General features: G+C 51.1%; 8 protein-coding genes. 3 read left to right on the top strand and 5 right to left on the bottom strand.

The features are described 5' to 3' along the window. Nucleotides 1-189: 189 nt before the first annotated feature. From ACO0LI_RS23435 to ACO0LI_RS23445, 3 genes are all read right to left on the bottom strand, one after another. The gene (locus tag ACO0LI_RS23435; protein ID WP_423035642.1) at nucleotides 190-1,497 is read right to left on the bottom strand and encodes a hypothetical protein; all 1,308 of its coding nucleotides are present in this window, start codon (nucleotides 1,495-1,497) and stop codon (nucleotides 190-192) included. A 149-nt stretch (nucleotides 1,498-1,646) separates the two neighbouring features. Beyond that, nucleotides 1,647-3,500 (bottom strand): phytase, encoded by a 1,854-nt coding sequence (locus ACO0LI_RS23440; RefSeq protein WP_423035644.1) that lies wholly within the window; start codon nucleotides 3,498-3,500, stop codon nucleotides 1,647-1,649. 14 nt (nucleotides 3,501-3,514) lie between these two features. Beyond that, on the bottom strand, nucleotides 3,515-6,052 hold the full coding sequence (locus tag ACO0LI_RS23445) for a TonB-dependent receptor (RefSeq protein WP_423035646.1): 2,538 nt from the start codon (nucleotides 6,050-6,052) through the stop codon (nucleotides 3,515-3,517). Between the two features lie 494 nt (nucleotides 6,053-6,546). On the opposite strand from ACO0LI_RS23445, the gene ACO0LI_RS23450 reads away from it, so the two are divergent. Together ACO0LI_RS23450 and ACO0LI_RS23455 are read left to right on the top strand one after the other, a co-directional pair. Then, a complete protein-coding gene (locus ACO0LI_RS23450) occupies nucleotides 6,547-7,470 on the top strand; it encodes a GGDEF domain-containing protein (RefSeq protein WP_423035648.1) in 924 nt (307 codons plus the stop codon). Next, nucleotides 7,470-8,525: an AraC family transcriptional regulator ligand-binding domain-containing protein gene (locus tag ACO0LI_RS23455; RefSeq protein ID WP_423035650.1), complete on the top strand. Its 1,056-nt coding sequence runs from the start codon at nucleotides 7,470-7,472 to the stop codon at nucleotides 8,523-8,525. The genes ACO0LI_RS23450 and ACO0LI_RS23455 overlap by 1 nt, the downstream gene beginning before the upstream one ends. 39 nt (nucleotides 8,526-8,564) lie before the next feature. Here ACO0LI_RS23455 and ACO0LI_RS23460 read toward each other — a convergent pair whose 3' ends face one another. Then, entirely contained in the window at nucleotides 8,565-8,858 is a 294-nt protein-coding gene (locus ACO0LI_RS23460) for a hypothetical protein (RefSeq protein ID WP_422953328.1), read from the bottom strand. 330 nt (nucleotides 8,859-9,188) lie between these two features. Between ACO0LI_RS23460 and ACO0LI_RS23465 the strand changes: the two genes are divergently transcribed. Then, nucleotides 9,189-9,833, top strand: coding sequence for a hypothetical protein (locus ACO0LI_RS23465; RefSeq protein WP_423035652.1), 645 nt, complete (start codon nucleotides 9,189-9,191; stop codon nucleotides 9,831-9,833). Between the two features lie 221 nt (nucleotides 9,834-10,054). On the opposite strand, the gene ACO0LI_RS23470 is transcribed toward ACO0LI_RS23465, so the two are convergent. Further along, on the bottom strand, nucleotides 10,055-12,730 hold the full coding sequence (locus ACO0LI_RS23470; protein WP_423035654.1) for a prolyl oligopeptidase family serine peptidase: 2,676 nt from the start codon (nucleotides 12,728-12,730) through the stop codon (nucleotides 10,055-10,057). Nucleotides 12,731-12,759: the final 29 nt, after the last annotated feature.

Here is a 12,759-nt window from a genome sequence, read left to right on the forward strand (position 1 = left end):
GCAAGATAGGATAGTCAAAAAATTGTTCCGGCAAGAGCTACCGCAAAGGAAACCGCCCTTGAAAGGGCGATTCGTTTCGTCGGCAGACAATTTCTTGTCTGAAACCCCTACTTCACCACTGGCGACGACAGTACAACTGTACGGCTAGACAGTGTAACGCAGCTGGGGCGGTTTTTTGGCTATCCTATTTTAATCAGGGGGGTAATTTACCAAAATATCGACTATTAAGTATATAGACGGAAAGTCATCTCTCTGCACTTTGACGTGATAAGTGCCAATTTTTGTTGGCGCTACGTAGTTACCTGACAAGTTAATGCTGCCGCCGTCGGCTTCAATGACACTCCAGGTTACTGGCTGGCGTATGTAGTTGACATTAGGCGGATAATTAATGCTTGCCTGCAAGTTCATGGTCGCACCCGGCATGACATTGACTATGTGCCTATCTACGCTCAGTGTCGGTACAAAGTCTGGTGTGCTGTTATCCACGACCACCAAAGCAGTTGCGCTCAGTGAAGGATAATCTTCGCGTTGTGCCCTGACATGATAAGTACCTGGCTTGTTGGGTGCAGTGTATTCGCCATTGATATTGATCGTCCCACCATCGGCTTCCACTACCTGCCAGGTGACAGGCTGACGTATGTAATCGATAAGTGGCGGATAATTCATTGCGGCAGTAAACATGCGTTTGCTGCCAGGTGCCATGATCAGTGCACCAGGGGCAATATCAATATAGGCAGCAGTTTCCCAAAGGCCGGGGCCACTGCATGACATAAATTGCTTATCGGCTAACTGTATCAGGCAACCAGCGCGGCCAAATACCGGGAGGCTGGCAGGTGGATTTGTTTTCGCCAGTGTGGTGAGTAGCGGATCATATAAATTTGCCGCCAATGCCAGGTTCAGGGTATCCAGTATTTTGTCCTGGGCATCACCACTGGCGGGGCTGGCGCTGGTGGCTGCTTTCAGTGGCGTGCTGTAAAAATCACTTAAGCTACTGGTATCAAGCAAGCCGCTGAGTAGATTGCGAATTTCGGTTTGCGCCGTCGTGACGTTGGTGCTGGTCAGGGTCTTTGTTACCGCATCCAGATCAGGATTGGTAAAAAAAACAGCCATATCGGTACGCATGAGACGGGTAGAAAGCATCTCAGTCAAGGGCGTCAGGTTGATGACACCGGTATTGACCGCAAGCGCATGCAGTTTTTTGCCATTTGCAGGATTGGAGGTTTCCAGTATGCAGGGTAGTGCACTACCTGCAGGCAGGCTGATTTCAAACGTACCATCTACCGCCGTTCTGGTTGCCCCTGTGCCGTTGCGGCATTTGTAATTGACAGCCGAATCAGCGATGGCCTTGCCTATTGCCGCCGTGCCACGCAAGCTGAGACTGGTGCTCTGTGGTGTGACCACCGGGTTGCTGGCAGTTGAGCTGCCACCACCACAGGCTGCCAGCAAGCTGGTCATCAGGCACAAGCTGCCTGTCAGGAATATATGTCGAGCTTTCAATTTGCTGCCCCATCTTCTATTTTATCGTCCTATCATCATAGTCTCTGGGGCCAGACAGACTTTTGGAAAAGTGTCCGCAAATTGTCATCAATTTGTACCGCACCAGTTCTGTTGCAGCACTGATCTGGTGCGTTTATTCAATGACTGAGTCATTCCAACTTGAACGCTCTGGCAATGGCAGACCAGGGAATGTATTTGAAGTTTTGCGTGCCGTCTGGCAAGCGCTTGTACCCGTCTTGCACGACCAGCATGCCTAGTGCAAACTCGCCACCAAAATTGACAGAACTGACCTCTATCCCATCTGTTTCTGAAGTGCCATCAATACCCTTCGCCAGATTCATGCCTACGCGAAACTTGCCGCGCAGACGATAAGGGGCTTGCGCTTCCAGTACGAGATAACTGCTGTCACCTTGGCTGGATACCAACAGGTAATTTTTCTGCTGACCAAAGTAAATAGCCAAGCCCTCAACATCGGCCACCAGTTGCTTGCCAACCGGCATCACCATTTGTAAATCCGCAGGCTGCTCCGCCTTCGCAGAGGTGACCCAGATACCGCGCTTTTCTTCGCCCATGAACAGGCGGTCAGTCTTGTCATCGGCCACACAACCTTCCGGCTGGCTGGCCAGTTTGAAACTGCGCACCAGGCTGCTGCTGAAACCCTGTTCATTGTGGGTAATGCGGAATTGCTGGTAACTGCCATCCTTGTCATTCACAAAAGCTTCCAGACCACCAGTGCGTGGCTGGTACAGGCAAAAACCGTAAATTTTGTCCAGCTTGGTAGCGAAGCGGGCTGCTTCCGCTACTTGTCCCTGATCATTGATGACGTATAACACAAGACTGTTTTCATCACGCTGGGTGGCCATGGCGATATCAAAGCTTTGCTGACCCCATTTAATATTCTGACGCACATCCACATTATTCAGACGTCCGCTTTCCAGCAACTGGGTTTGCTTGCCCTGCATGTCATACACTAGCAAACCCTGTTTCTTGTTGGTACCCAGCACGCGGGAAAGCCTCGCATCTTGCGGGTGCACCCATATCGCAGGATCATCGGCAGCATCGCCATGACGGGCGACCGTGTCGGTTTGCACCGAGGGTTCGATGACCACTATTTCTGAGGCTTCTGGCTGCTTCCACACGGCACTGCTGGCACGCCAGGTTTTTGCCTGCTCATCCTGCAGCAGGAAATCCAGTTTATTGCTGTTATTGCTGGATGCATTCACATGGATATTCGTTGCACTGTAAGGCAGGTTCAAGATTTGTTCTGGATGGAAATGCTGCTCATCCTTCTGGCGATACAGATGCAGTTTTTTTCCATTCGCATCGAGAATCGCCACACCACCTGGCAGCGCACTGATGGCCGTGGCACCGCCATGTAATTTGCCAAATGGCGCAGTCAAGGCGACGGGCTTCAATTTGGCTGCAGTTTCTGCTTCTGCCGTAAATGCCCAGACGCCGCTATCTGGCACGCTCAGGTACAGGGTCTGGCTCTGATCATCGACACGGCAATGCTTGCTGTGTGGTGGCAGCGCCAGCTTGCGTACCAGTTGCGCGCTGCCTTTGTGCATGACCCATTGTTCGCTCAGTCCTTCCTTGCCTATCAGGAAGACATGATCCAGCTGTTGCGCATCGCGATACAGGCATATGCTTTCCAGTGAAAAATCAGGAGAAGCCATGCTGGCCTGCAAACGCAGTTGCCCGGTTTTCTGATCCGCCACATACGCATAGGTCTTTTGCGTATCTGCATCAGTAAATACTGCCAGCATGCCATCAACATGTGGACGGGCATCGAGATGCTTTGCCCGCATGCTGACTTTGCTGCGTTCTTTGCCTTGCGCATCCAGAAGACGCACACCTTGCTTGTCCAGCGTGAGCCAGCCGCCATCTGGCAGGGCGATTATTTCCTGGGCTTTGCCAGTGACTGCGGGTGGCAAACCTGCTGCTGAAGCGCAGGAAAAGGCCAGTATTGATGCCAGGCTGGATATCAGATATTTTGTTTTCATCGTTTTTATGCTCATCAGAATACGCTGGCTTTCAGTGTGACTTTATACGTGCGACCATATTGTTCGTATTGCGAGTTAAATTGATGCGCGCCTTGATACACATAGTATTTTTCATTGTTCAGGTTTGCCGCTTCAAAGACCAGCTGGAAGCGCTTGCTGAGCTGATAGGCCAGCGAAAAATCGAGCTGCTTTTGAGTATCAACAATACGGTCTTGATCTGCGCGCAAGATATCCGTTCCGAGCTCCAGCAGGTAAGGGGATTTATAGTTGAGCGCAAGGCGGGTGCTGACACGGCCATGCTCGTAACCCAGCATCAGGTTCATGACACGGTCAGACTGGCCGGGCAGGCTGATAGAGCGGCTACGGGATTTACCCAGTGCAGTATCAAAGCGGGCAATGTCTGCACTGGAGCGTGTGAAGCTCGCATTCGCACCAACGATCAGGTATTTCCACGGGGCTGGCAACATGCGCAAAGGCTGTGAGTAAGACAGTTCTATGCCTTTAACATTGGCAGTATCGCCGTTCGCATAGGACACCGCACTGGTATAGCCTTGCCATGCACCTGAACCGGCCAGATTGGTCGTGTAAGTAAAATTCTTTATGTCCTTGTTGAACAGATAGGCAGATACGCTGCCATCATGCGCCAATATTTTTTCTACACCCAGATCAAGATTGCTGGCTTTCAGTGGTTTCAAATCCGGGTTGCCGATAACTGCTTCGGTAGTGCTGGTGAGGTTGATGCCGGGTGCCAACTGGCTGAAGTTGGCACGTACGACAGCATTGGTCCACGCTGCGCGTACACTGGTTTTCTGGTCTAGGTCATAGCGCAGGTGCAGGGACGGCAGCCAGTCTGAATAACTGCGCTGGCGGCTGATGGCTTGCAGGCTGGTGCCTCCAGTCACTTGCGTACCAGCAGCGTCAAACTGCGTGCGTTCTACGCGGGCACCGGCCAGTATGTGCAAGGCATCCATGTCAAAGCTGTTTTGCAGATAGGCGGCGTCAATATTTTCATTGATCTTGTAATCATTGATGGCCGATTCCAGCACCAGGCGCGCAGCATTTCTGTCCAGACCAGCCACGCGGGCGCGTATCAGGTCAGTACTGATGGCGGTGCCTATATTACCCAGGGGATAATCGAGCGCCTGGTTTTGGACGAAGGCTGTCATGGAGGTAGAGCCCGGCCCCCAGTAATTGCCGCTGCTGGTTTTGCTGCTGTTATAAGTCCATTGATTGGTGTCATTGGTCTTTTCACGACGGCTGGTCTTAGCGCCGAATTTCAGATTTGATTCAAACTGCTCGAAATGGAACTTACGGGCCAGATCAAATTTCAGATGTTGTTCAGTATCCTTGGAAAAACGCTGCTGCAGGCTGATGGCATTCAGGCTGTAGTTCGCCGGATCATACAGGCTGGCCGGGCCTATGATCTTGGGCACTTCACCATCAACAAAACCAACTCCAGCGAAATTGGCATTGCCCCGGAAGCGGCCGTCGTTCAAGGCTTCTGGCGTATCTTCGCTGGCACGACTGGAGCCTGCTGCCAGATCCAGTTTCCAGTCCTGGAATTTTTGTTCCGTGCCCAGCTCGATGGAACTGATGGTCTGGGTATATTTACGCTGGCGTATGCGGCGCTCTGCTCTCGCCGTAGTCGTTGCACCTTCGGCCAGAGTGCCGCTGGCAAAGCTGCCTATGGTGATGCGATCACGTACTTCATCATCGCTGAAGTCGCTCAAAAAACCATGCATGAAGTAAGTTTGTGATGCTGTCGGCTTGTAATCCAGGTTCAAGGCATAGGCATGACGTTCACGCACAGGCAGGTAATCACGTAATTCAAATCCACCCAGTTTGCCATTGTCCCAGGCACCACCGGTTTCCACATTGTCTGAGCCAAAGCTGCGTTTCTCAGCGCTAATACCAGCGGCGATACCCAGCTTGCCGCCAGCAAAACGGTCAGCCCACAATAGACCAGCATTAGGGCTGGTCTTGCCAGTGACCTGGTCATAGCTGGCACCGGTGTTTAATGTCAAAAATTTCCCTGGCAAATCAAAGGCAGTCAGGCTCTTGACTTCGACTGCGCCGCCGAGCGAGCTGGCATCCTGTTCAGGGCGCAGGGTCTTGGTGACCTCCAGTGAACGTATCATCCCGGCAGGCAAAACATCGAGCGCTACCGCACGACGACTGGCTTCTGGTGAGGGCACAAGTGCATTGTTGATGGTCACACCGTTCAGATCGGCACCCAGGCCGCGTACAACGATATATCGGCCTTCGCCCTGATCACGCTGGACAGAAATGCCGGGCAGGCGTGCCAATGCTTCCGCTGCATTTTTATCTGGCAGGCCACCGATATCATCACTACTGACCACGCTGACGATATTGTCGGCCTTTTCCTGCATCTCCAGCGCCTTGCGCATACTGGCGCGCTGGCCGCTGATAACGACGCTGCTGGCATCACTGACAGTCACGTTAGGCCCCTGGGCATGCGCGTTCAGCATGGCGGAGATGCCCAGCATGATGATGGATAGTTGGGGGACAGGCTTTTTCTTCAGGGTTTTCATGAGTGAGATTTTCCGCAGGTAATGGATGGCAAAGAGTGGGCGGATTCTAGGAGTTACATATGTCGGGTTTGTGACAGGGGGGAGCCTGCTTTGCCGTTACGAGGAAATCGCACTGTAAATCGCGAAAATGTGAGCTGAAATGACTTTTGCGTTTGGCGATACTCGACTGATAACGGGCCCATTTTGAAAAACAGACCAAAAAGCTCACCACAGAGACACAGAGACACAGAGGCACAGCGGAAGAAAGAAGAGAATACTCAAATCAAGTCTATCCATTTTGGCAAAGAGACTTTTTCCTCTTGTTTTTCTCTGCGTCTCTGTGCCTCTGTGGTGAGAGGTCTTTCAGGCATTGAACCCGTGAAGATGAAAAAGAACTGAGCTGTTTGCACCCCCGTTGTTTTCCATCCATAGGCAATACGAAAATGCACGCATGTCATCGTCCCGTCACGCATGTCAATTACCCTCGCGCGACTTGACCTTAGGATGTGAATGCAATGCTCAAAAATTCCATGCTGCGCCTGCATAGAAACTTCATCATCACTGCCTGTGTGGCTTTGATTGCCTTTATTTTTCTGTATGCCTATATGGGCACACCCAAGCCTTTCATCAAATGGAAGTGGATGGACATCGTCGGTGAAGGCGGCACTTCAGTCATGTCTGGTTTGTGGTTGCTGATCATGCTCAGCAGCCGTCCCAAGGGGCTGGTGACGCGGCTGTTTGCATTTGGCCTGGCGGCCATCATGCTGGGGTCATGGGCAGATTGTCTGGATGAGTTTTTTGCCATCCCCAAGGCGGATGTCTGGGATAACTGGCTGGAATCCATGCTGGTCTTTGCCGGTATGCTGATCGTCACTGCCGGCATGTATTACTGGCGCGAAGAACAGTTCACCCTGAATGAGCATTTGCAAAAACGTGAGCGTCTGTTCCGTGACCACCGTGCATTTGACCGTGTGACCCAGCTCAGCAATGCTGATTATTTGCGCCAGCAAATCAAGCAGGAGCTGGACAGCCATCCCGGCGTGCCTTGTGCGCTGGTATTGCTGGACATAGACCAGTTCCATCTGATCAACCGTCAGCATGGCCAGCATGAGGGTGACCGTGTTTTACAGGCCGTCAGCCACATGCTCTTGCTGAACCTGCGTAATGAAGACGTGCTATGTCGTTATGCAGGCGACAGGTTTGCTCTGGTCTTGCATGACACCAGCCTGGAAGAAGCGCAGGCATTGGCCGTACATCTGTGCAAAATGGTCAGGCAGATGCGTTATTGCGCCAGAGAGGTGACACTGGAAATCAGCATGCGTCATGCCTGCACTGTGGCGGATGATGCGCCGGATACTTTGTTGAGCAGGCTCAGTCGCGCAGTGGAAGCCAGTGCACTTGCCTCTACTGAGCCGCAGTTGGCAGCGAGGGGCTTGTAATGCATTTCCATCAGGCTGCAGATGCCTGCCTGCCAGCCGGATACCATGCGGCGCAGATATTGGCCTATACGCGTAGCCGCGAAGTCGATGATGAGCTCATCTTGCGTAGTGTAAGCCTTGATGCTGCACGGATCACGCAAGGGCAATGCAATATCAGTCCACTGCAATATCTGCAATTGCTGGCAAATGCCTTGCAAGCCCTGCGCAGTGCCGACAGCAGTTTCATGTTGGGGCAACAAATGCTGCCTGGGCATTTTGGCAGCATCAGTCATGCATTATTGCAGGCACAAAGCCTGCGGCAGGCATTGGAGATTTTGTGCGCACATTCTACCCGACTATGTCCTTTGCTCAGCCCCAGGTTCAGTGAAGGCAAGGATGTAGCTGTCTTGTACTGGATGAATAGCTATGGCGCCCCCAGTCTGCGCCCGGCAATAGTCGAGATGCACATGACAGCCGTGGTTGCGATGTGTCGCTGGTTAAGCGGTATGCGCCTGCCATGGCGCTTCTGTTTCAACCGCAGCGCTGCTCGCCACACCGAGCAACATGAAGTGCACCTCGGTAGTGAGCTGCGTTTTAATTGCCATCTGGATGCGATGCTGATTGCCACAGAATATCTGGACTCGCCTTGGCCACGAGGTAGTGCGCTGGCAGCCAGCCTGGCCTTGCAACAGGCACAGCAAGAAGCCTTGCTCAGCGATGAAACGCCGAGTCTGTTAAATGCGGTCTATGATTATCTGCTGACCCATATACGCGGTAACCCTAGCCTGGAGCAACTGGCGGCTGCATTTGCAGTTAGCCCGGCCAGCATGAAACGCTATTTGGCCAAAGAGGGCACGCATTTCCAGGCCGAGCTTGATCAGGTACGCACCCATGTCGCCCTGTATCTATTCCAGAGCCGTCATTACGACAATGAGGCAGTCGCCATGCACCTGGGTTTTCATGACGCGAATAATTTCCGGCGTTCTTTCAAGCGCTGGACAGGGCTGACGCCCAGCAGCGTGAAAGAAAATCTGACTCAGGATTTTCCTGGACTGAATTTCAGTGTTGGGATTTGATGGTGCGATAGCAGTCAGGCTGTTTTTGCAACTATCCAATCAATGTATATCCTTGATTCGTCTTTCATACGGCACGTTTGCATCTTTCCCGCGGTTTTGCCGCACGCTCATGGAAATGATTTTCAATAATATCCTGATGAGGACAAAGGCAATAAACAAGGTAATGATCAGCGGAATAATGGTGATCAGTAGTGCGATGGCCAGTACGACAACCAGGATTTTTGGCAAAGGCGTACGCAGCAGGCGTTCTCCTACCTTTTGTCCTATCTGACGAAATTCTTGCGCTGCCTGTCGGCAAACGGAATACAAGTATTGGCTGATGCTATTTTTCATGGGTTACTCCTGAATCGGTGCTTGCCTGAGCTAAAAATCAGGCGATGGAGGCATTATCAGCATGCTTGCGCAAATAATCTACGGTAATTTTAATGCGAAATTGCCGTTCCCTGTTTTTTGCTTTTAGCCTTCAGGCCAATTTCCATCAAAACGTATGCGCACCCAAGCAGGTATTAATTGCTAACAAGAACGGTTAGCCTCTTAAGCAAAATCAAGTTTCCACGGCTTGATCGAAGCTGGGCTGTAAAGCATGATTATAAGCTTTTCGTCCTGTTCTGGATGAAGGGCCTATTGACACAGGCATGTAAAGTGTCAGCAATCAGGAATATCATGCGGTCAACACTCCTTATTATTTTTACTCTCAGCATAACCGTGCAGATAGCGCAGTTTGCACAGGCACAGACAGCAGTCGGCATGGAAAAGCAAATCGCTGACAACGAGTTCAAAATTAAAAAACTGGAAGCAGAACAACAACGCTTGCTGCAAGAAGCAAAAAAATCGGTGAAGCTACGTGATCCAGAACAACAGAAAATAGCCGATCGGGCTGAGCAAATTATCCGTGAGATTGAAGCGCAATCCCATCCTCTGAAAATCACACCTTCAACAAAATTCAGCAGCCCAGTGGCGCAAGAGTATATAAATACGATTTCAAAAAAAATAGAAGATTGTGGAACCGAACATTTCCCTGTAAAAAACAAGAAAAAATTGTACGGCAAGGGCATTTTCATGCTCCGCTTTGACCGTGCAGGAATATTAAATGACAATCAGGTTCTGCTCTCCAGCAAAAACAAAGAACTGGACAGGTATTTATTGAAGATCGTCAAAGCATCTGGCCCATTTGGCCCTGCACCACAAGAATTGCATGAGGGGATCTATAAGGATTTTGAAGTTTACTCTGCTTTCAACTTTACACGTGAAAACCAGCCCGGCACACAGGGAACGGAAATAAAATATCATTGCCCATGGAAAAATTAGGTGTTTGATCAAACCCTGACATCAGATAACTCTCGCCATGAATATTTTTTAAAAAACGCCAGCACTCGTTTCATTGCTAAGCTATTGCTTATTGGCTTTGTAAGCTTTAGGCCTCAAAGCATAATCAAACTTCATTCGAATACTCGTTCCCTTGATAGAAGCAAAAAGAGCGACCAGCATGGTCGCTCTTTTGTTCAAGTTAACCGCGGCTAATTCAATGCTTATTTAGCCTTGCCCAAATGCTGCAGGAAGAAAGCTTCATATTTCTTGTGCAAAGCCTTCGGTTTGACTGTGCCACCCAGGCCATGTTCACCATCTGGATCAAGGAATAGATCAACCAGGGATTCCTTGCCGTTTTCGAGCAGGGCACGATACACATTCACTGTGTCCTGATACAAGACATTTGGATCCTGCATGCCGTGTACCAGCATCAAGGGTTTTTTTAGACCAGCAGTCAGAGGCAGTAGTGAATATTTACGCAGGTTAGGTTTGCTGCGCTCTGTTTTGCCTATGGTGCGGCCACTGTACCAGCTATTGTAGTTTTCCCATTCTGTCGGGCCAGCACCGGCGATACCGGCAGCAAAGGTATCAGGGCTGGTGTACATGGTGTATTGGGTCTGGAAACCGCCAAAGCTCCAGCCTGTGAGGCCTATGCGCTTGCCATCAACACCGAGGTTCTTTTGCATGTACTTGGTCAGGTCTTCCAGATCTTCAGCCTGCGGTTTGCCTACCTGTTCCCAGTTGGCATCGCTGAACTTGCGGCCATAATTGGAGTGGCCGCGTGGATCAACCGCCACGGTCACATAACCATGTTTGGCTGCCATATACATGCCAAACATATAGGCGGTCTGCTGGAAGCTGTCAGTTTCGACGATATGCCTGTCATTCAGCGGGCCACCGTAGGTATAAACAATCGCAGGGCGGTGGTCAGAAGAGCTCAGACCGGCTGGCTTGAATACATAGGCCTGTATCTTGTCACCATGGCGGTTGGTGTAGCTGAAGCGCTCAGGGCGTTGCAGGTCTATCGCATTCCACTGAGGGTCATGGCTTTGTGTCAGCGTCGTGGATTTGGCTTTGCTGATATCCACCAGTTTCAATTCAGGGCGGCTGGCCCATTGGCCTGCCATGCTGGCTAGTTTGTCGCCGCTTTCAGTCACAGTGCTGTTGCGATAGAAGTCACCAGCCTGGCCCAGGGCTTTCATGTCACCAGTTGCGAGATCAACCTTGTACGCATTCATTGCTGCAAAATCATCCTTGTTGGCGAGTACGAACATGGATTTATTGTCATCGCTAAAACCGATGATGTTGTGCGCTTCAAACTCGCCTTTCAGCAAGGGTTTGACGCTGCCGTTGCTGACATCAATGACATAGGGCTGGCGATAACCTTGTTCATCAAGCACGGCAATCAGTTGCTGGCTGTCGGCGGTGAAGCGTGGTGCCAGTACATTGACGACTTCATGACCAACGTTGCCGCGTCTTTCCAGAACCATTTGTGGTTTGACACCTTCTTCTGCCTTGCCTACATAGATGCGCAGCAAGTCTTTTTCACGTTCCCAGGTGGAGAAGGTGTAGCGGCTGCCATCCTTGGCCCAGGCAACCGGGCTCATTTCAAACCAGACATCGCCACCGTCATTGGTGAAGACAGGTAGTGGCTGGCGTGCAGAGGCATCGCCAACGCGGCGTATATACAGGGCCGTAGCGGGTATCTTGCGTTTGTCGTCGGATACTTCACGCGATACTTTTTTTGCCGTAGCAAAGCGCTCGCTGTAGTTCATGATCTCGACCTGGCGCTCAGCAGGTGGGGCAGGTTTGCCATTTTCTGGTTTGGCATCCGGTGCCTCGGCAGAAATCGCCATCCATTGTTTGTCTTCACTGAGCACGGTACTGGCAATGCGATATTTTTTATCGGCGTCGTCTGGGTGTATCAGTTCGCGGTTCAACTGGCGTATTGCGCTGCTGCTAAAGCTGGCGTTGAACAGGCGTTTTTCATCCATGTAGATATAGCCATTATCATCTGCCTGATAGGCGACGATGCGTTCGGTTTTATCAGTCTGTGTCAGGCGTTCTATCTTGCCATCTGCGGCGTTCAGGCGGAACAGGTCACCGCGATACTGGAAGATCAGCTCATTCTTTTTATTCGCCCAGACCAGACCATCTACACCTGGGTAGAGGTCACTGGGTTTGAGTTTTTCTTTTTCGAGTTTCTTTTTCAGCTCGTCACGCAGCTCCCAGATTTCCTTGGCTTTGTTGTCGTCCTTTGCATCTTTCTTTTCGTCTTTTTTGTCGCCATCGTTTTTAGCTACGCTGGCTGTGCCGGTTTTCGCGGCAGCCGCAGCGGCCTTTTCCCTCGCAGCTTCAGCATCGGTTTCAGCTTTCTTGGCAGCGTCCTTGGCTTTTTTCTCGGCCAGTTCACGCTTCACTTCTTCGAGCGCGGCCTCTTCCCACTGCATCAGGTTGACTTTTTCACCGCGCAGGTAGGCGGCCTGGGCTTCTGCTTTGGCCTGGCGCTCGGCTTCTTCTTTTTCTTTTTGTTTGGCTTTTTTATCGAAGCGTTCCCAGTCTTCTGGTGCATCGTAGGTTTTCATCAGGGCTGGTGAAGTAATGCGTTTGGTTTCTCCAGTCTGGGTGTCATGCACATATAAATCAAAACCATTTTCACCGAAAGGGTTCCAGGTGTAAGCCAGGTAACGGCCATCCTTGCTGAATTGTATATGGCGGGCGGCCTGCCCTGCATAGCCTTTGGCGCGGTATACCTGTTCCAGCGTCAGGTCGGCTGGCTTGATTTTGGCGACGTTATTAATAGCCGGCGCAGCTTGTGCTGTTTCTTGAGGAAATAACAAGCTGGCTGCTCCGCTAAAAGCGAGCGCAATACTGACGGTGAGAATTTTCGGAGACATGATGAAAACCTTGGTTTTAGTTTAATTAG

The sequence above is a fragment of the Undibacterium sp. Tian12W genome, assembly GCF_049339405.1.
Lineage (GTDB): Bacteria > Pseudomonadota > Gammaproteobacteria > Burkholderiales > Burkholderiaceae_D > Undibacterium.

Excerpts from the sequence above, each read along its gene's own strand:
- ACO0LI_RS23445 (WP_423035646.1), bottom strand. The coding sequence starts at position 6,052 with ATGAAAACCCTGAAGAAAAAGCCTGTCCCCCAACTATCCATCATCATG.
- ACO0LI_RS23450 (WP_423035648.1), top strand. The coding sequence starts at position 6,547 with ATGCTCAAAAATTCCATGCTGCGCCTGCATAGAAACTTCATCATCACT.
- ACO0LI_RS23470 (WP_423035654.1), bottom strand. The coding sequence starts at position 12,730 with ATGTCTCCGAAAATTCTCACCGTCAGTATTGCGCTCGCTTTTAGCGGA.
- ACO0LI_RS23440 (WP_423035644.1), bottom strand. The coding sequence starts at position 3,500 with ATGAAAACAAAATATCTGATATCCAGCCTGGCATCAATACTGGCCTTT.
- ACO0LI_RS23460 (WP_422953328.1), bottom strand. The coding sequence starts at position 8,858 with ATGAAAAATAGCATCAGCCAATACTTGTATTCCGTTTGCCGACAGGCA.
- ACO0LI_RS23455 (WP_423035650.1), top strand. The coding sequence starts at position 7,470 with ATGCATTTCCATCAGGCTGCAGATGCCTGCCTGCCAGCCGGATACCAT.
- ACO0LI_RS23465 (WP_423035652.1), top strand. The coding sequence starts at position 9,189 with ATGCGGTCAACACTCCTTATTATTTTTACTCTCAGCATAACCGTGCAG.